An 18,848-nucleotide genomic window follows, 5' to 3' on the forward strand; every position below is an offset into this window, starting at 1 on the left:
TCGGACTTTTTTTACATTCTTTTTTATATCGCAGCTTCCCAAAAAGCTTCACCTGCTTGAAGTGGATCTTGAGTTTCAGCGAGCGTATCAACCCAAACTTGGTATTGATGAATAATAGGGTGTTGATTTGGGTGAAAATCAGCTTTAAACCAGTCTAAATATTCTCGTTTTTTTGCCGTTAAAATGCCATCTTTTCCAAGCAACCATTTCAAGCCTTGAGCAAACATTTTTAACCTTTCAATTCGAGTAAAACCATCTTGTTTGAGAAGTCCATGTGTTCTTTGCATGGTAAATCCAAACATCATAAGCGTAACTAAAACCAAGGCGGTATAACGTGTAAGGTTTGAAGTCTGCGCTACCTCGATCATAACATCATAAGCAACATCGCGATGTTCCATTTCTTCAATACTATGCCATGCAAATAAACCCCGGACAAAAGGATGTGCATGGGCCATCGTACTTTTATGACTGAAAAATGTCGTTGCCATTAAAGCGGTTAAGTGTTCGCATGAAGCGGTGATCGCAATATTAAAACGATCAGGATACCTTTTTAACGCATGTTTGAAACGTTGATTGACTTGATGAATATATTTTTCAATCGGCATACCTTGCTCAATTAAAATTTTATTCATTTTGTCATGGGCAATACCGTGTTGCGCTTCTTGTTGAATAAAGTCTTTCACACGTTTGGCTAAGACAGGATCTTTAATATGCGGTTGAAATAGTCGGACACACTGTATGAAATATCGTTCTCCATCTGGAAATGTCAAACTCAAAGCATCAAATACACGTGTTTTAAAAGGATCGTTGTTAAACCAAAATCGTGGTACTTCGTTGAGTCGGAAATCAAGGTGCTTACGAATCACTGGATGGTATGTGGTAATTGCATTCATTTTATTTTTATCACTTATGCAGAAAGAACAAGTATGTAAAAAAAATCACATTAAGGTCATTATCTCTACAGGACAAAAGAAGAGAGAAGGAGATTAAAACTGTAAGTAATGTTGGCTAAATCAACCGAATAAAAATGATTTAGCCAGTAATAGAAATACTATCGAGCTGCTTGCCAGAATGCTTCACCAGCTTGAATTGGATCATTGGTCTCGGCTAATGTTTTTACCCATACATCATATTGGGCAATCACAGGATGTTGGCTTGGATGGAAGTCTTTTTTAAACCAATCTAGGTATGGACCTTTCATTCTCGTTAACATGCCATTTCGACCGATAAACCATGGAAGTCCTTTGACGGTCATTTTGAAACGGTCTAAACGACTAAATCCGTCATACTTCAACATGATATTGGCACGATAAGTTGTAAATCCAAGCATCATGAAAGTTGTAAATGCCAAAGCAAATTGTCGAGTAAGTTCTGGAACATCACCGACTTGTTTCATGACATCAAAAGCCACATCACGATGCTCCATCTCTTCGATAGCATGCCATGCTAAAAGCGCGCGCACATAGGGGTGAGCATCTTCAAGGGTTGCTTTTTGACTATAAAAAGTATCAGCCATTAATGCAGTTAAGTGTTCGGCTGCAGCAGTCATGGCAATATTATATTGAGGTGAACGACGTGTCAGTTCGAATTTAAAAATTTTGTTAAGAACCTTAATAAATTGATCGACAGGCATACCTTGATCTTTCATGACCTGATTCATCTTGTCATGCGCAATTCCATGCTGTGCTTCTTGTCGAATAAAATCTGCGACGCGTTTTTGTAATTCAGGGTCTTTGATTTTATCTCTAAATAATCGAACTGATTCAATGAAGTAGCGCTCTCCGTCTGGGAAAGTTAGACTCAATGCATCAAACATACGGGTTTTGAATGGATCTCCACCAAACCAAAAACGAGGAATTTCTGAGAGCTTGAAATTGAGATTCGTGCGTACGACAGGATCAACCTGATATTTTACCAATGCGTTCATCTTATTTTCATTCATCCGCTTTAGATCGTTTAAGTATGTATGGCATTGGTCTGATTGTTTTGACAGTACTTGCCATTTTTTATACATTTTACGACAAATGAAAATGAATAAAGTCAATTTTGCCTAAAGGAATAGTGCATCGTGAAAGATATTCAAATACCCAATGGATATTTCCATTTATGGCAAACATTTATTCAAGTGAAACAGCTCGATAAAGAGATAAAGACTGCGTTAAATCAGGATGTTGATACGCTGAATAAAATTTTGGCAGCACCGATTGCCATGCAATCATCATATTCTTTTTTCTTAAAACTTAACTCTCTCACGCAGGTTTATTTGAATCGCGCCAATTATATTTTTGAAATGGCTCAATATGTGAAACCTGAGCATTTTGGTGTGCTTGGATATATGGCGACACGAAGTGAGACGGTGGCGGAAGCACTGAACTATATTTTAAGATTTAGCCGCTTGGTGATTGATGGTGAAGAGATTACACCCATGCAGATTCACCAGAACGGTGAAATACTGATTTTAAGCTGGCCGTTTATTTGTGATGACTATAATTTTATCAATGAGCTGACGAATGCCATGATGGTTTCATTGGCAAAGCAAATATTAGTGCATGATACCTTTCCACTGTATAAAGTGATCATGGCGCATGAAGCTATCGCACCATTGTATGAATATCAAAAGTTCTATGGTTGTCAGGTAGAGTTCAGCCAAGTTGAATATCAGTTTCAAATTCGCACTCAGGGGTTGCAGCTAAAACCCCAACAAGCAGATCCTTCACTTATGCAATTGTTGGTTCAACAAGCGGAAGAGGCGATTGCATCAAAACCCGTGCAATCGAGTCTTGATCGGCAACTCCACTTAATTATTGCTGAGTATTTGCGTATTCGTCACGAAGCGCCAAAGATTGAAGATATTGCGACAGAATTATGTTTGTCGGTGAGGACTTTGCAACGACAATTAAAAGATCGCGGAACATCATTTAAACGCATACTTGAGCAAGAGCGGATGTCACAATGTGAGCGCCTATTAAATCAGGGGCTAGAGTTAACGGATATCGCAGTGCAACTCGGTTACTCAGATCAGTCTGCGCTTGCTAGAGCATTTAAAATGTATAATGGAATAACGCTGTTGCAGTTTAAAAAACAACTTAAACAACGACCAACTCACCACCATAATCTAAGTTAGATTATGGAAATAAAAAAGGTAAGCATGTAGCTTACCTTTAAAGACTTCACTTTTATGCCAGTCTAAAATTGATTCATCTGTATTTTGGGATATCTAAAAGCAATGGAGAGTATAGCAATCACCGCTAAGATCCAGCAGTAATAAACGTTTTGGATCATTTCCATTGGCGATAATTTTGCAATTGAACACGCCAATAATAATTGTGCGCCAAACGGAATTAAGCCTTGAACAACACAAGAAAAAATATCCAACAAAGCAGCCGAGCGTTTTGGGTCAACACCATATTCTTTAGCAACTTCACGTGCCATATCGCCAGATAGAATAATGGCAACCGTATTATTTGCCACAAAGAAATTAGACAAGATTACCAGAAGGCAGATTCCGATTTCACCAGCTCTTTGCGTTCCCACTTTGAATAAACGCGTAAGTTGATAAATGCGTTGTATTAGCCACTCTAAGCCACCTTCTTTTCGCATAAGGGCAGAAATACCACCGAGTAACATTGAAAGCAATGCGACTTCAAACATGCCCAAAAAGCCATCGTAAATCACAATATTTAATTTAAGTAGGTTAAAGTCGGGGGCTTGAATCAGACCGACGAGTCCAGACATAACAATGCCCAGCATAAGTACAGCCAACACATGTAATCGGGTAAAAGCCAAAGCAAATATGGCTAAATAAGGCAAAATCAGCCAAAAATTATAGTCATTGAAAGAAATTTGTTGCGTATCACGACTCATCACAAAATAAATCAAAATCGTGAAAAGTGCTGCTGGTACTGCAATCCATACATTGACTTTAAATTTATCTTTTAGTTCTACACGTTGGCTACGAGTTGCGGCGATAGTGGTATCTGAAATCATCGACAAGTTATCACCAAACATAGCTCCTCCAACCACAGCGCCAATCGCAACAACAGGATTTATATCGGTGACTTGAGTGAAGCCAAATGCGATGGGCGCACAAGCAGCGATAGTACCCATCGAGGTGCCCATCGCAGTAGCAATAAACGCTGAAATAACAAAGAGCATTGGCAGGACAAAAGCCGAAGGAATGAGAGATAAACCTAATTGTACTGTTGCATCAACACTACCAATGGCACTACTAATACTGGCAAAAGCACCTGCCAGCATAAAGACCATAAACATTAAAATAAGATTAGGATGGCTTGCCCCACGGATAAACTCATCTATACCTGTATTTAATTTGCCACGATAAAGTAATACCGCAAGAATGAGGGCAGGGATAGCAGCAATGGGTGCTTTAATTTGGTAGAAGGCAAACTCAGTGCCAATCAGAGTGTGATAAATACCGCTGCCCAAAAAAATGGCTAAAAACACAATAAGCGGTAGAAGGGCAAGCGCTCGCGGAGAAGCCTTGCCTGGGGAGATTGTGGTCATAACATAAGAAATAAAAGAGTAAGCATGTATAGTATAGAACAGCTTTGGCTAATTCAGAAAAGTTAAAATGTAAGTGCTAAGCTATTTGTTTTTAAACATTTTTAATCAATAAACATAAGTTCATATAAATATTCATGATTTAGAAAAAACAGAAAAAATCGAGCTTTTTGATCATTGTTAAAAAAATCAAAACATTGATAAATATGCACTTGGAATACTTAACTGAAAAGAGTGTTTGGTGCTTTTCATCACACTCTGTTCAATGAGTAAAAAATAGCGTTACAATGGGCCGTCTTGTATTTTACAAAACCAACTCCTCAATTCTATACAATTCAAGGAAAGTACATCCCTATGTCACGTTTAGCCACACGATTTGCACAGCTTAAATCTCAACAGCGTAAGGCTCTAGTTTCTTATGTCATGGCAGGTGACCCTCATCCACACGTAACGGTTCCTTTGTTACATCAAATGGTGGAAGCAGGTGTGGATGTAATTGAACTTGGCTTACCATTTTCAGATCCAATGGCCGATGGTCCAGTGATTGCACTTGCGGCTGAGCGAGCATTGGCAGCCGGTACAAATACATTGGATGCATTGGAAATGGTCAAGCAATTCCGTGAAAAGGACACAGATACACCAGTGGTGTTGATGGGTTATTTGAATCCTGTAGAAGTCATTGGATATGAAAAATTTGTATCAACTGCTCATGACTGTGGTGTGGACGGTATTCTTTTGGTGGACTTACCACCTGAAGAAGCACAAGTGCTCGATGTTGTCTTGAAAAAGTTTGATATGGATCAGATCTTCTTGTTGGCGCCAACATCTACAGATCAACGTATTCAACATGTCGCTAATCAAGCGAGTGGTTTTATTTACTACGTGTCTTTGAAGGGTGTAACAGGTGCAGCGACTTTAGATGTGAATGAAGCTGCTCAACGCATCGAAAAAATCAAGTCGATGACGGATGTACCTGTTGGTGTAGGTTTTGGTATTAGTGATGCAGCCTCTGCAAAAGCAATCGGAAGCGCAGCGGATGCGGTCATTGTTGGTAGTGCTTTTGTTAAACCATTTGCACAGACAACTCCTGATCAAGCAGTTGAACAGGCGGTCAATAAAGTCAAGGAGCTTCGAGCAGCGCTCGATGAGTTAGTATGAATCAAGAAGTTAAATCAGGGAAAACTTTAGCACCTGCAACACCTTGGACAGATCGTTCAGTACCAGGTATTCAAATCCCTGATCAACAGCAATCGTTAAAAGCGACGTTTACTGAGCCTACGATTGAATGTCCAGAGTGTCATGCTCTGGTGACTCGTACGGCGATGTCTTTCAATGCTTATGTTTGTCCTCAATGTGATGAGCATTTAAAAATGAAAGCACGTGACCGCTTAAATTGGTTCTTTGATAAAACCGCAAAAGAATTAGGTCAAGAGTTTGTTGCAAAAGACCCACTCAAGTTTGTGGATAGCAAAGCTTATCCTGTGCGTATGAAAGAAGCACAAGAGAAAACTGGCGAAACTGAAGCACTCGTGGTGATGGAAGGACAAATCAAAGGTTTAACTTTAATCGCTTGTGCATTTGAATTTGATTTCATGGGCGGTTCGATGGGTACTGTAGTTGGTGATCGATTTGTACAAGCAGCAGAGCGTGCGATTGAAACCAAACAGCCAATGATTTGTTTTGCTGCCTCTGGTGGTGCTCGTATGCAAGAAGGAATGTTATCTTTAATGCAAATGGCACGTACATCAGCTGCGATTCAAAAAATGAAAGATGCTCGTATTCCGTACATTGTTGTATTAACTCATCCAGTATATGGTGGTGTGACCGCATCTTTAGCCATGTTGGGTGATGTGCATATCGCTGAGCCTAAAGCAATGATTGGTTTCGCTGGTAAACGTGTCATTGAACAGACTGTACGCGAAAAGTTAGAAGAGCCGTTTCAACGTGCTGAATTCTTGCTTGATCATGGTGTAGTCGATCAAATTGTTCATCGTCACGCATTACGTGATACAGTTTATCGTATCGTAGCGAAATTGATGAATTTGCCTTGAACCTCACTGCTCCACTCAGTACAGATAATTTACAAACATGGCTCGATTATTGGAGCCATGTTCACGTTACAGGAATTGATTTAGGGCTTGAACGCGTCATTCCTGTGGCTGAAAAATTGGGCGTTACACACCCGCAAGCGAAAGTCATTACCGTTGCTGGTACGAATGGTAAGGGTTCAACAACCACAACCTTAGCTTCTATTCTGAATGCTCAAGGATATCAAGTCGGTCTGTATCAATCTCCGCATATCTATCGTTTCAATGAGCGTGTAAAACTCGCAGGTCAGGAAGTTTCAGATGAGCTTCTGATCGAAGCATTTGTTCAAGTTGATCAAGCACGACGTGAATGTGATTTAAGTTTATCTTTCTTTGAAGCAACAACCCTTGCAGCTTTTGTCATCTTCAAACAACAGAAATGTGATGTTTGGGTATTGGAAGTTGGACTTGGGGGACGTTTGGATGTTGTGAATGTCGTTAATCCAAATGTTGCGGTCATTACCAATATTGGATTGGATCACACAGATTGGCTGGGTGACACCATTGAAAAAATTGCTTTTGAGAAAGCGGGTATTATTCGTCCAGATATTCCAGTCATTTTTGGTGGGCAACAAATACTTCCAACATCAATTCAGGATAAAGTCATTGCATGTAATGCGACGCTGTCATGTCTAAATCAGGATTATTTTTATCAAGCAAATGGTGATGGTAAAACTTGGACATTTTCAAGTTCAGCACTGACCTTAAAATTACCATGTGGTCAGTTGGCCCTAGATAATGTTTCTACTGCCGTGGCTGCATTATTGGTCAGTGGATTGAAAATTTCTCAAACTGCACTAGAGCAGGGCATTATTCAAGCACATTTACCAGGTCGATTTGAAATAAGGGAAATCGCAGGAAAAACAGTGATTTTCGATGCGGGACATAATCCGCATGGTGTAGAATTTTTGTTAAAGCAATTGCGAAATTATTTAGAATACAATAAACAGTACACAGAAGTTATCGCTGTGTTTTCGATGTTAGCGGATAAAGATATAGATTCAGTCGTTAATTTATTGAAAAACACGGTATTTATGTGGAAAATTGCGCCGATGGATGTGCCTCGTGCAGCACCATTAAAACAATTAGAGTCAGCGCTTCAAGGTGAGACAGTACAACAGTATTCAAATGTACAGGTCGCATTTAAATCAGCACTTGAAGAAACAAAAAATAATCAGCTGATTTTGGTGTGTGGTTCGTTTCATACCTTAGAAGCGGTCTGGGAGTATTTAGAGAATGTCAATGAATAACAAACAACGCTGGATGGGTGGTGTTGTTTTATTGGGTGGTGGTGTTTTATTGGCAGCATTACTTCTAAAAGGCAAAGAAGAGATCCACCAAAATAATGTTGAACAACCGGTTGAAGCTGTTCAACAAAAAAAGAATGAACCTGAAGCAGTACAACTTCAACCTCTCACAGTTGATGTGGAAACTGAAAAGCGTTTACTTGAAGAGCAACGACGTGCTCGTGAGAAAGCTGTGGCAGAGCAAGAGGCTCGTGCTGCTGAATATTTAAGAATGCAACAAGAGGCCGAAGCTGAAGCCGCACGTCGCGCTGCTGAAGAATATGCTGCAATGAATGCTCGTCGAAACGCTGCTCAGCAAAGTTCAGACAATATTCCTCCTGAATTGGTTGAGGATGAAGCTGAAAAGAAAAAGCGTTTGGCTGAAGAAAATCGCATAGCTGAACAGAAGCGTTTAGCTGAGCAAAAAGAACAACAGGCGAAATCCTCAGAAGAACAAAATCGTAAAGCTGAAGCAGAAAAACGAGCAGCTGAAAAGAAAGTAGCAGAGCAAAAAGCTGCTGAGGAAAAACGTAAAGCAGAAGAAGCGAAGAAGAAAGCTGAAGCTGATAAAAAAGCTGCAGAAGAGAAAAAACGCAAAGCTGCTGAAGAAGCGAAGAAAAAAGCTGAGGCAGAAAAAGCTCGTGATCTGCTGGAAAATGGAGATCGTCAATGGATGGTTCAAGTGGCATTGGCTGCGAATGAGGCGAATGCAGATGCGCTTGCGGCTAAGCTTCGTGCCAAAGGATATAAGGTAACGAAGAGTCCAACGTCGAAAGGTATTCGAATTATGGTTGGTCCATCTAAAGATCGTGATTCGGCAGATGCGTTACGTAAGAAAATTAACAGTGATGCAAGTTTAAATATGAAATCAGCATGGGTGATTGATTGGGTACCACTGGATAAGCGTCAATAGTTTCTTGCTTTGTTTTAGAAAAAAGGATTCAAACTATAATTTGAATCCTTTTTAAAACAATACGTTAAAGATTATAAGCAATAATCAAAAAAAGCCTATCTGAGGATAGGCTGAACGCTGAAACTTGATGGCTCGTCAAAATTAATCAAGATCAGGTTGAGGTGTTAAACGTAGATAAGGTGTCACTGCCTTGTACCCTTTAGGGAAGTGTTGTTGAATTTCATTTTCGTCTTTAATAGAGGGAACAATCACAACATCTTCACCATGTTGCCAGTTTGCAGGGGTTGCCACTTTATAGTTATCTGTTAACTGTAATGAATCTATAACACGTAAAATTTCATGGAAATTGCGACCAGTTGACGCTGGATAAGTAATAATTAAGCGTACTTTTTTATTTGGATCAATGATCACAAGAGATCGGACGGTTAGGGTCTCGCTGGCATTGGGATGGATGAAATCATATAAAGTCGAAACTTTACGATCCTGATCAGCAATGATTGGGAAATTTACCGTGGTAGACTGAGTTTCATTGATATCTTTAATCCAACCATGATGTGATTCAACATCATCTACAGAGAGAGCAATCGCTTTAACATTACGTTTTTCAAACTCGTCTTTTAGTTTTGCTGTAAAACCTAATTCCGTCGTACATACGGGAGTGTAGTCGGCAGGGTGTGAAAATAAAACTCCCCAATGATCTCCTAAAAAATCATAAAAATTAATTACTCCTTCACTTGATTGCTGTACAAAGTCTGGAGCGGTGTCACCTAAACGTAATGCCATATAAACCTCTATTTTTATCAAAACCTTAATGTGCTGAAATTAATATGGCGGAAACTCTTTATAATTAAAAATAGTGTTTTTTTATTTAGTTATGAAAAAAACAGATTTATTTGAATGTCCGAAGGCAAATAAACGTTCATAAATTTGAATTTGAACGATATATATTTCTGATCAAATTTGCTACATTAACTCGCCGTTGCTCATGCGTCATGGAAAATAATCCAGAAATTTTTTGATTGCATTTGTTTAAAACCCTTGTACTTCAAATTTCTAGCACCATAATAACGTTTGAGAAAAATCATTTTGATAAGTAAGTTTTAGAGAGTCTATATGTTGGCAAGTCTGATCGGAGGAATCTTCGGTACTAAAAACGAGCGCGAATTGAAGCGTATGCGTAAAATTGTCGAGAAGATCAATGCGCTCGAGCCGACGATATCTGTGTTAAGTGATGCAGACTTATCTGCAAAAACAGAAGAATTCAAACAACGTTATAAAAACGGCGAAAGTCTTGATCGCTTGTTACCAGAAGCTTTCGCAGTATGTCGTGAAGCTGGTAAACGTATTATGGGTATGCGTCATTATGACGTACAGTTGATCGGTGGTATTACCTTACATGAAGGTAAAATTGCAGAAATGCGTACAGGTGAAGGTAAAACCCTAATGGGTACTTTGGCTGTATATTTAAATGCAATTAGTGAACAAGGTGTTCACGTTATTACAGTCAATGATTATCTGGCGCAACGTGATGCTGAGTTAAACCGTCCACTTTATGAATTTTTGGGATTATCTGTTGGGGTGATCTACTCCATGCAGAATCCTGTCGAAAAAGCAGAAGCTTATCGAGCAGACATTACCTACGGTACAAACAACGAATTTGGTTTCGACTATCTTCGTGACAATATGGTGTTCTCGTTAGCCGAGAAAAAACAACGTGGTCTTGCCTATGCGATTATCGATGAGGTTGACTCAATCTTAATTGACGAAGCACGTACTCCACTTATTATTTCGGGTCAAAGCGAAGATTCCTCACAACTTTACGCGGCAATGAATGCGATTCCGCCAAAGTTACATGCTCAAAAAGAAGAAAAAGTTGCAGATGGTGGGCACTTCTGGATCGATGAAAAGCAACGTTCAGTCGAAATCACAGAAGCTGGTTTTGAAGCCATTGAAAGTGAACTTATTGCGATGGGATTATTGGCAGAAGGTGAGAGTCTATATTCTGCAGCCAACTTAAATCTTGTTCATCATGTGACAGCTTCCATTCGCGCACATTACTTGTATCAACGTAACGTGCATTATATTGTCCATGACGGTGAAGTGATTATTGTCGACGAAAATACAGGTCGTACGATGCCTGGTCGTCGTTGGTCTGAAGGTTTACATCAAGCGGTAGAAGCGAAAGAAGGTTTAGAAATTCAACCTGAAAACCAAACGCTTGCAACGACCACATTCCAAAACTATTTCCGTTTATACCGTAAACTTTCAGGTATGACAGGTACAGCAGATACTGAAGCTGCTGAAATGAAAGAAATTTATGGCTTAGATGTGGTGTTGATTCCAACCCATCGTCCAATGATTCGTAAAGATCTGAATGACTTAATTTATTTGAATCGTAATGGTAAATACAATGCGATTATTGAAGAAATTAAGAAAATTCATGAAGCTGGTGTTGCACCGATTTTGATTGGTACGGCAACAATTGAAGCTTCTGAAATCTTATCGGATAAACTGAAAGAAGCGGGTATCGCACACGAAGTACTGAATGCCAAACAGCATGAGCGTGAAGCGGATATTATTGCACAAGCCGGCTCTCCACGTGCCGTGACTATTGCGACCAACATGGCAGGGCGTGGTACGGATATCTTGCTCGGTGGTAACTGGAAAGCGAAACTGGCGAAAATTGAAAATCCAACTCCTGAAGATGAAGCACGTTTAAAAGCAGAATGGGAACAAAATAACCAACTGGTGCTGAATTCTGGTGGTTTACATATTATTGGTTCTGAACGTCATGAATCTCGTCGTATTGATAACCAATTACGTGGTCGTTCAGGTCGTCAAGGTGATCCAGGTGTTTCGCGTTTCTTCTTATCGTTAGAAGATGATTTGATGCGTATCTTTGCGGGTGATCGTGTCGTCGCAATGATGCGTGCAATGGGTCTGCAAGAAAATGAAGCCATTGAACATAAAATGGTATCTCGTTCGATTGAAAACGCCCAACGTAAGGTTGAAGCACGTAACTTCGATATTCGTAAGAACCTGTTGAAGTATGATGATGTAAATAACGAACAACGTAAAATTATATACTCACAGCGTGATGAAATTCTGGCAGAAAGTACATTGCAAGAATACATCGAGTCAATGCATGAAGAAGTGATGAAAGGGGTGATTGAAACGTATATCCCACCTGAATCAATTCATGATCAGTGGGATGTCCCAGGTCTTGAATCTGCATTACGCTCAGACTTTAATATTGATCTTCCTGTGCAGCAATGGTTGGATCAAGATCGTCGATTAGATGAAGAAGCATTAGCACGTCGTATTACTGATGAGGTTTTACAACGCTATCGTGCGCGTCGTGAACAAATGGGTGCTGAATCTGCAGCAGTGTTAGAACGAAACTTTATGTTAAGTTCTTTAGATCGCCACTGGAAAGATCATTTAGCAGCGATGGATTATTTACGTCAAGGTATTCATTTACGCGGTTATGCGCAAAAGAATCCTGAGCAGGAATATAAGAAAGAAGCATTCAATCTGTTTGTAAATATGTTAGCTGTCATTAAGTCTGATGTTGTGACAGATCTTTCATTAGTACGTTTACCAACGCCTGAAGAGCTGGCAGAAATGGAAGCACAACAGCAAGCTCAAGCTGAAGCGATGCAACTTTCACTTTCTCATGCTGAAGTTGATGGTTTAACAGGTGAGCAAACAGTTAATACTCAAGAATTGGATCAGAATGAAGTTGAGATTACGCCACCTCAAAGCCGTAATGCACCTTGTCCATGTGGTTCTGGTTTAAAATACAAGCAGTGTCACGGTAAAATCTAAATTTCATGAAGCAGAACTTAGGTTCTGCTTTTTTTATTTTATTATAGTGCTTGGTCAGTTCATGTGAATAAGCATTGCCAATTTTCTCAGTTAATGCTATTTAATTTTGCATGATTGAATATATGGAAGCGACAATGAAAAAAATACTAAAACCGGCTCTATTTGCAGTTTTTGCTTTACCAGCTTTTGCATTTGCCAATGCTGATACGAAAACTGTACCTCTAGCGAAAGTTCAAGCAGCTGCGGGTGTTACTCAAGCACAAACTGAAGTTAAAAATGACTCCACAACGGTGATAAGTCCACGCACTGGTATTCGTTACACACTTGGTAATACAGCTGGTCGACCAATTATTCTTCAAACAGCTGCAATTGCACCAGCAACTCCAGTGACAGCAAATCGTATTGTTGCATCAAATCCAGCTCTTTCAAGTTCAAGTCAAGAAAAAGCAAAACAAGCTTTATTAGAACAAACTGTCTCTAATTAATTTTAGAATTTCGTACACAAGCCAGTCTTTGACTGGCTTTATTGTTTTTAGGGATCGATATTTATTTCAAATCATTCATTTCAATCAACCCTAATGCCTTATTCACTCGATTTTTTTTCTAATTTCTAATAAGCTTAGCCATCATTTTTTTTAATTCGGACAATCAAAAATGGCGGTGGGTGACGTATCAATGCCACAAATGCATGTGGTAAAGGGTGTGAAAATTGGCTCAGCAGAAGCGTATGTACGTTACCCAAATCGACGTGACTTGGTTGTATTTGAATTTGCACAAGGCACTCAAGTTGCAGGTGTATTTACCCAAAATGCTTTTTGCGCAGCGCCAGTACATATTTCAAAACTGCATTTGTCTCAAACAAATCCACGTTACCTTGTAATTAATACAGGCAATGCGAATGCAGGTACTGGTCCTACAGGTATGAAAAATGCAAAGGACACTTGTGCTGAATTTGCCAAAATTGCTGGTGTAAATGAGAACGAGGTTTTGCCATTCTCAACAGGCGTAATTGGTGAACAATTACCAATGGAGCGTTTGATTGCTGGGTTAAAACCAGCATTTGAGAGTCTAGAAGATGATGTATGGCCTCAAGCAGCATCAGGTATTATGACGACCGATACTTTGCCTAAGGGCGCTTCTGAACAATTTGAAATTGACGGGGTTGTTTATACAATGACGGGGATTTCAAAAGGTGCAGGAATGATCCGTCCTAATATGGCAACAATGTTGTCCTTCGTAGCGACAGACGCGCCTATTGCTCGTGAATTGGTTCAAAAACTATTAAAAACCACGGTTGAACAATCATTTAATCGCATCACGATTGATGGTGATACATCTACTAATGACTCTTGTATTTTTGCAGCAACTGGTCAAGCAGGTGGTGCTGAAATTACATCTGAAGAAGATGCTCGTTACTCTGTTGTTTTAGATGTACTTACACGTGTCATGAAGCGCTTGGCTCAGTTGATCGTTCGAGATGGTGAAGGTGCTACCAAATTTATAACTGTTTCAGTTGAAGGTGGTGCAAATACGCAAGAGTGTTGTGACATCGCTTACAGCATTGCACATTCACCTTTGGTAAAAACAGCGTTCTTTGCTTCTGACCCTAACTGGGGACGTATCTTGGCTGCAATTGGTTATGCTGGTGTCCCAGATTTAAATGTCGACAAAATCCAAGTATGGTTAGATGATGTCCAGATCTGTAAAGATGGTGGTGCAGCGGCAGATTACACAGAAGAGGCTGGTGCTAAAGTAATGAATCAATCAGAAATTACTATCCGCGTTGATTTGGGCCGTGGTTCTGCCAAAGATACGGTTTACACCTGTGATTTGTCATATGATTATGTCAAGATCAACGCAGATTATCGTTCTTAAATAAATTAAGCCTCCTGTTGAGGCTTTTTATTTATCAAATTTTAATGATTGGTCAAATCCAATCGGTGTGTAATTGCTTATATCGATAAGCGCTATGGATAGAGATGCAAATAATGAATGATGCAACCAATTTAATTGCAAATGATGCGAAAGCAATTGTTCAAGCTCATTTAGACCTGATTGGTGAATCAAACAATCAAGATTTAACACCAGAGTTAAAGCAGCAAAAATTTGCTGAGATCCAAGCCGAATTGGAAAAGCGTAATGCGGTATTGGTTGCTCATTATTATTGTGATCCAGTCGTACAGGAGCTTGCGGAGCTGACTGGTGGTTGTGTTTCAGATTCACTTGAAATGGCACGTTTTGGGCGTGACCATGATGCGACAACACTCGTTGTGGCTGGTGTGAAGTTTATGGGTGAAACTTCTAAAATTTTATCACCTAACAAAACCATTTTAATGCCTACCTTAGAGGCAACTTGTTCACTCGATCTAGGTTGTCCTGTAGATGAGTTTACCAAGTTCTGTGATGCTCATCCTGATCATACTGTTGTGGTTTATGCAAATACCTCAGCTGCGGTAAAAGCACGTGCAGATTGGGTGGTAACATCAAGTTGTGCTGTCGAAATTGTTGAGCATTTAGATAGTTTAGGTGAAAAAATTATTTGGGCACCTGATCAGCATTTAGGGCGTTACATTCAAAAGAAAACTGGAGCGGATATGTTGCTCTGGGATGGTTCTTGTATTGTACATGAAGAATTTAGAGCACGTGGTATCGCTCAAATGAAAGCCATCTATCCTGATGCTGCAGTTTTAGTCCATCCCGAATCACCAGAATCGGTGATTGATGTTGCTGATGCAGTAGGAAGTACCTCACAATTGATTAAGGCTGCAAAAGAACTACCGCATGAAACAATGATTGTTGCGACCGATCGCGGTATTTTTTATAAGATGCAGCAAATGGTGCCGAATAAGACTTTGATTGAGGCTCCTACGGCAGGTGAGGGAGCGACTTGTCGTTCTTGTGCACACTGTCCATGGATGGCAATGAATGAATTGGATGGCATTTTGCATGTTTTACAACATGGTGATCAAGAAGTCCATGTTGATCCCGCTTTAGCAGAGCGCGCTAAATTACCATTAGATCGAATGTTAAACTTTAGTGCGTCATTAAAGCGTTAATATTAGTCAAAATGCTTGATAAATATACATTTGAAGTGTTTTTTTGATTTTTTTTGAAGATAGGTGTTGACGTTATCCAGCGTCACGCCTAGAATGCACACCGTACCGAACGATACATCAAACGATAAGTTGAACGGTACAAAAGCTGAGATGAATCGGAGTATAGCACAGCCTGGTAGTGCACCTGGTTTGGGACCAGGGGGTCGTAGGTTCGAATCCTACTGCTCCGACCAATTCTTCAAGGCAAAGGTTTTCCAATGATCTCGCAATCATGGGTAATGCGCCTGTAGCTCAGTTGGATAGAGCATCCGCCTTCTAAGCGGATGGTCACAGGTTCGAATCCTGTCAGGCGCGCCATTGGTCGCTTGATTTTATAGAGCCAAATTTTGTGATGGTGGATGTAGCTCAGTTGGTAGAGCCCCGGATTGTGATTCCGGTTGTCGCGGGTTCGAATCCCGTCATTCACCCCAACACAAACCGATGTAATCGGAGTATAGCACAGCCTGGTAGTGCACCTGGTTTGGGACCAGGGGGTCGTAGGTTCGAATCCTACTGCTCCGACCATTTATTTCATTATAAATGGTCAGATAAAATATACCGCGTTAAGCGGTTTTTTTATGTCTGATTTTTGCTGTTAAAAAAAGATCCTATTAGGATCTTTTTTTGTTGAGTGTTTAAGGCACGATAATAACAGCAACGCGTCTATTTTCTGCATGGGCAGCGTCAGTATTTGCAGTATTAATAGGTTGGGTTGAACCGCGACCAATGGTTTGGATATGAGCAGGTTTAAAACCCTCTTCGATAAAAATAGTGCTTACGCTTCGGGCACGGCTTTCAGAAAGTTTAAAATTATAATCTGGATTGCCAATAAGATCGGTATGACCGACGATACGGACTTTCTTTAAATTGTATTTTTGTAGTTGTGCTGCGAGATGTTGAATCTGTTCACGATTTTTTTGAGAGATTTCAGCCTGATCGAAATCGAAAAGAAGTCGTTCGGGGAGTCCTAAACTCCAGCCTTCCTCTGTGAGGACGAAACCTTGTTGTTTTAACATTTTTACTTGTTTATAGCTTAAAGATCCCATACCCAAGCATGCACTTAATCCTATACAAAGAATGCTCATGATAAAAAGTTTGAAACTACGATTGAGCATAGGTATTAATCCTCAGTAAAAATTCTATTGTTGAAATATGTGCCAATGATGTTTTAGATTCTTCGCTTTGTACATCGCTTGGTCTGCTTGAGAAATTAAGTCCTCAGGGGTATGAGCTTCTTTAGCCAAAGCAATACCAAGACTAAAACTAAAATGGATTGATTGTCCGTTATATTTTAAGGGCTCATCAGAACATTTTATAAGATTTTCGGCAATCGAAATTAAGTGATCAACCTGACTGACAGGACTTAGGATAATTGCAAATTCATCCCCGCTTAATCTTGCGACAAAATCATTTTGACGTGTGTTTTGTTTTAATCGTTTTGCCATTTCTTTCAACACTTCATCCCCCACTAAATGACCATATTGATCGTTAATAGACTTAAATTTATTGTTATCTATAAAAATCAAAACAGTATTTTCACGTTTATCAGGCTGATCGAAAAGGCTACACAAAACTTTATAAAAGTAATGTCGGTTTGGTAATTGTGTTAATTCATCATGTTGTACTTGATAATTAAGCTGAGTATTTTCAGACTGTAACTGATTGTGCCAAGATTGAATTTCTTCTAATAGTTGATTAAATACTGAGTTTAGATGATGAAATTCTTGAATATCATTTTTTGGAAAGCGGAGATTATATGCTTTTTGTTGACTCACTAATTGTGCTGTATGAATAATTGGTGATATAGAATTCATAATATGACGATAGGTTGCATTAACCGACCACCATAAGGCGAAAATCATAAAAAGCATACCTAAAATCAAGGCTAAGCAAATCTTGATAATGAATAAAATGATATCTTGAGAACTGCCGAATAGATGAAGCTCACCGACCAATTGTCCATTGTGAGTAACTTCAATTTGAATCGGCTTAGAAAAAAATAATCCATCAAACCAAGTTTGAAGTTCTGAATGGCGATCTATCAGTTTACTGCTTTCAGTGATTTTAACTTTACTGCTATCCAATACTTGGATAAGGCGAATTGAATGTTGTTGTGTGTACTCGTGTAAAATATTGTCTAAAGTGTATTTATCTTGGAAAACAAGAGCAGGTTGAATGCGTTCCGCAATTGTGCGACTCACTAAGGTTAAGTTTTGATTGGCGTATGATTTCACCGTAAAAATTGAAATCGTTGCAAAAATTAAAGTGCAGATCAAAAAAGTAATCGCAAAAATTAAAAATTGTGATCTTCTAAATAGTGATTGGAGTGAAGTTAATCCAAAAAATTTATCAATCATCTGAATTACTCCATTTCTGTGCAAGAAGTAATACACGAGGATCAACGTGGATTTTGGTTTTTGCAAGACTGTCTAAATTGACTTTAAATTTTGTAATACCTGCTTTATTGCTATAGAGACAGAAAACACTTCCAACCTCGCAATCTTCATTATTTGTTGAAAATGAGAGAATTGACTTATTTAGTGATTCTCGGATGAGTTTTTGTTCGACTGTTGGAGAAGATTTAGAGAAAAATATAACATCACAATTGGTCATGTTTAATTCATAATCATGAATATTTTGTGCTTTGATATTTGAATTTTGCTTTTGAATAGTTTGATTAAACTCTGCTAATGCCACAGTGTTATCAATTAGACATAAATCTGGTTGTGGAGATGAAATTTTGGCATAGCTCAAAATAGATAGAGTCATTTGATAAATGTTCTGGTTGGAATTGGCATGGCTAAAGCTGCACATCAAAAGCAGTAGGGAGATCAATACGGCTTTTTTGATTTTAAATATAGCCATTTAGTAACATAGTTCTAGTCAGTTAAATAATAGTGACTATTCTAATCTAATTTTAATAAAGTTAAAGTGTTCGATTTTTTATCAATATCATACTGAATGATGTGAATTTGACTATTAAATGCCCACTCAACACTCATAATTTAAAAAAATACTAAAATATTGAAAAAAGTAGTTGCATTGGGGGAGGAATGCTGTAGAATGCACATCCATCGGCGGTGATGTTGATTAAAACTTGTTGAAAAACAAGGATTTA

Annotated in this window: 16 protein-coding genes and 4 tRNA genes; 13 read left to right on the plus strand and 7 right to left on the minus strand. The window is 39.1% G+C overall.

What is annotated here, in order from left to right; translation table 11 throughout:
- Window positions 1–23: 23 nt before the first annotated feature.
- Window positions 24–893 (minus strand): metal-dependent hydrolase, encoded by an 870-nt coding sequence (locus AC1M9A_RS13385; RefSeq protein ID WP_481609288.1) that lies wholly within the window; start codon window positions 891–893, stop codon window positions 24–26.
- Between the two features lie 158 nt (window positions 894–1,051).
- Window positions 1,052–1,927, minus strand: coding sequence for a metal-dependent hydrolase (locus AC1M9A_RS13390; RefSeq protein WP_035267930.1), 876 nt, complete (start codon window positions 1,925–1,927; stop codon window positions 1,052–1,054).
- Between the two features lie 141 nt (window positions 1,928–2,068).
- Here AC1M9A_RS13390 and AC1M9A_RS13395 point away from each other — a divergent pair, with 141 nt between their 5' ends.
- On the plus strand, window positions 2,069–3,124 hold the full coding sequence (locus AC1M9A_RS13395; RefSeq protein ID WP_481590896.1) for an AraC family transcriptional regulator: 1,056 nt from the start codon (window positions 2,069–2,071) through the stop codon (window positions 3,122–3,124).
- Window positions 3,125–3,186: 62 nt separating this feature from the next.
- Here AC1M9A_RS13395 and AC1M9A_RS13400 read toward each other — a convergent pair whose 3' ends face one another.
- Complete coding sequence (locus AC1M9A_RS13400) at window positions 3,187–4,524, minus strand: Na+/H+ antiporter NhaC family protein (protein WP_481610400.1); 1,338 nt, start codon at window positions 4,522–4,524, stop codon at window positions 3,187–3,189.
- Between the two features lie 351 nt (window positions 4,525–4,875).
- Here AC1M9A_RS13400 and trpA point away from each other — a divergent pair, with 351 nt between their 5' ends.
- Genes trpA through AC1M9A_RS13420 form a run of 4 tightly spaced genes read left to right on the plus strand, consistent with a single transcriptional unit; the run spans window position 4,876 to window position 8,807 of the window.
- Entirely contained in the window at window positions 4,876–5,679 is an 804-nt protein-coding gene (gene trpA / locus AC1M9A_RS13405; RefSeq protein WP_180028610.1) for a tryptophan synthase subunit alpha, read from the plus strand.
- Window positions 5,676–6,572 carry an acetyl-CoA carboxylase, carboxyltransferase subunit beta gene (gene accD / locus AC1M9A_RS13410; RefSeq protein WP_481610401.1) on the plus strand — a complete coding sequence of 299 codons (897 nt, stop codon included), beginning with the start codon at window positions 5,676–5,678 and terminating at the stop codon, window positions 6,570–6,572. Before trpA ends, accD begins: the two co-directional genes overlap by 4 nt.
- On the plus strand, window positions 6,569–7,858 hold the full coding sequence (gene folC, locus AC1M9A_RS13415) for a bifunctional tetrahydrofolate synthase/dihydrofolate synthase (protein WP_481598014.1): 1,290 nt from the start codon (window positions 6,569–6,571) through the stop codon (window positions 7,856–7,858). Before accD ends, folC begins: the two co-directional genes overlap by 4 nt.
- Window positions 7,845–8,807 carry an SPOR domain-containing protein gene (locus tag AC1M9A_RS13420; RefSeq protein WP_481610402.1) on the plus strand — a complete coding sequence of 321 codons (963 nt, stop codon included), beginning with the start codon at window positions 7,845–7,847 and terminating at the stop codon, window positions 8,805–8,807. Before folC ends, AC1M9A_RS13420 begins: the two co-directional genes overlap by 14 nt.
- Window positions 8,808–8,948: 141 nt before the next feature.
- Here the strand turns inward: AC1M9A_RS13420 and AC1M9A_RS13425 are convergent, their stop codons facing one another.
- A complete protein-coding gene (locus tag AC1M9A_RS13425; RefSeq protein ID WP_481610403.1) occupies window positions 8,949–9,590 on the minus strand; it encodes a peroxiredoxin in 642 nt (213 codons plus the stop codon).
- Between the two features lie 330 nt (window positions 9,591–9,920).
- Between AC1M9A_RS13425 and secA the strand changes: the two genes are divergently transcribed.
- The 8 genes from secA to AC1M9A_RS13465 all read left to right on the plus strand — a co-directional run bounded on the left by secA (window position 9,921) and on the right by AC1M9A_RS13465 (window position 16,255).
- Window positions 9,921–12,635: a preprotein translocase subunit SecA gene (gene secA, locus AC1M9A_RS13430; RefSeq protein WP_035267914.1), complete on the plus strand. Its 2,715-nt coding sequence runs from the start codon at window positions 9,921–9,923 to the stop codon at window positions 12,633–12,635.
- Window positions 12,636–12,769: 134 nt separating this feature from the next.
- A complete protein-coding gene (locus tag AC1M9A_RS13435; protein ID WP_481610404.1) occupies window positions 12,770–13,120 on the plus strand; it encodes a hypothetical protein in 351 nt (116 codons plus the stop codon).
- 169 nt (window positions 13,121–13,289) lie between these two features.
- Complete coding sequence (gene argJ, locus AC1M9A_RS13440) at window positions 13,290–14,510, plus strand: bifunctional glutamate N-acetyltransferase/amino-acid acetyltransferase ArgJ (protein WP_481610405.1); 1,221 nt, start codon at window positions 13,290–13,292, stop codon at window positions 14,508–14,510.
- Between the two features lie 113 nt (window positions 14,511–14,623).
- A complete protein-coding gene (gene nadA / locus AC1M9A_RS13445) occupies window positions 14,624–15,691 on the plus strand; it encodes a quinolinate synthase NadA (RefSeq protein ID WP_481610411.1) in 1,068 nt (355 codons plus the stop codon).
- A 156-nt stretch (window positions 15,692–15,847) separates the two neighbouring features.
- Window positions 15,848–15,924 (plus strand) — tRNA-Pro (locus AC1M9A_RS13450).
- A 47-nt stretch (window positions 15,925–15,971) separates the two neighbouring features.
- Window positions 15,972–16,048, plus strand: a tRNA-Arg gene (locus AC1M9A_RS13455).
- A 37-nt stretch (window positions 16,049–16,085) separates the two neighbouring features.
- A tRNA-His gene (locus AC1M9A_RS13460) sits at window positions 16,086–16,161 on the plus strand.
- Window positions 16,162–16,178: 17 nt separating this feature from the next.
- Window positions 16,179–16,255: transfer RNA gene (locus AC1M9A_RS13465), tRNA-Pro, on the plus strand.
- A gap of 110 nt (window positions 16,256–16,365) precedes the next feature.
- On the opposite strand, the gene yfiB is transcribed toward AC1M9A_RS13465, so the two are convergent.
- The 3 genes from yfiB to yfiR are packed head-to-tail and all read right to left on the minus strand — an operon-like array spanning window position 16,366 to window position 18,595.
- Window positions 16,366–16,845: an outer membrane lipoprotein YfiB gene (gene yfiB, locus AC1M9A_RS13470; RefSeq protein WP_481590901.1), complete on the minus strand. Its 480-nt coding sequence runs from the start codon at window positions 16,843–16,845 to the stop codon at window positions 16,366–16,368.
- Window positions 16,846–16,869: 24 nt separating this feature from the next.
- Window positions 16,870–18,087: a diguanylate cyclase DgcN/YfiN gene (gene dgcN, locus AC1M9A_RS13475; protein ID WP_481610406.1), complete on the minus strand. Its 1,218-nt coding sequence runs from the start codon at window positions 18,085–18,087 to the stop codon at window positions 16,870–16,872.
- Complete coding sequence (gene yfiR / locus AC1M9A_RS13480; protein WP_481610407.1) at window positions 18,080–18,595, minus strand: regulatory sequestration protein YfiR; 516 nt, start codon at window positions 18,593–18,595, stop codon at window positions 18,080–18,082. The genes dgcN and yfiR overlap by 8 nt, the downstream gene beginning before the upstream one ends.
- Window positions 18,596–18,848 lie beyond the last annotated feature (253 nt).

Source organism: Acinetobacter sp. ANC_7634 (assembly GCF_056779875.1).

Coding starts and splice junctions, on each gene's coding strand:
- AC1M9A_RS13425 (WP_481610403.1), bottom strand. CDS start 9,590: ATGGCATTACGTTTAGGTGACACCGCTCCAGACTTTGTACAGCAATCA.
- argJ (WP_481610405.1), top strand. CDS start 13,290: ATGGCGGTGGGTGACGTATCAATGCCACAAATGCATGTGGTAAAGGGT.
- yfiR (WP_481610407.1), bottom strand. CDS start 18,595: ATGGCTATATTTAAAATCAAAAAAGCCGTATTGATCTCCCTACTGCTT.
- AC1M9A_RS13385 (WP_481609288.1), bottom strand. CDS start 893: ATGAATGCAATTACCACATACCATCCAGTGATTCGTAAGCACCTTGAT.
- AC1M9A_RS13420 (WP_481610402.1), top strand. CDS start 7,845: ATGTCAATGAATAACAAACAACGCTGGATGGGTGGTGTTGTTTTATTG.
- accD (WP_481610401.1), top strand. CDS start 5,676: ATGAATCAAGAAGTTAAATCAGGGAAAACTTTAGCACCTGCAACACCT.
- trpA (WP_180028610.1), top strand. CDS start 4,876: ATGTCACGTTTAGCCACACGATTTGCACAGCTTAAATCTCAACAGCGT.
- AC1M9A_RS13400 (WP_481610400.1), bottom strand. CDS start 4,524: ATGACCACAATCTCCCCAGGCAAGGCTTCTCCGCGAGCGCTTGCCCTT.
- AC1M9A_RS13390 (WP_035267930.1), bottom strand. CDS start 1,927: ATGAACGCATTGGTAAAATATCAGGTTGATCCTGTCGTACGCACGAAT.
- dgcN (WP_481610406.1), bottom strand. CDS start 18,087: ATGATTGATAAATTTTTTGGATTAACTTCACTCCAATCACTATTTAGA.
- AC1M9A_RS13435 (WP_481610404.1), top strand. CDS start 12,770: ATGAAAAAAATACTAAAACCGGCTCTATTTGCAGTTTTTGCTTTACCA.
- nadA (WP_481610411.1), top strand. CDS start 14,624: ATGAATGATGCAACCAATTTAATTGCAAATGATGCGAAAGCAATTGTT.
- secA (WP_035267914.1), top strand. CDS start 9,921: ATGTTGGCAAGTCTGATCGGAGGAATCTTCGGTACTAAAAACGAGCGC.
- yfiB (WP_481590901.1), bottom strand. CDS start 16,845: ATGCTCAATCGTAGTTTCAAACTTTTTATCATGAGCATTCTTTGTATA.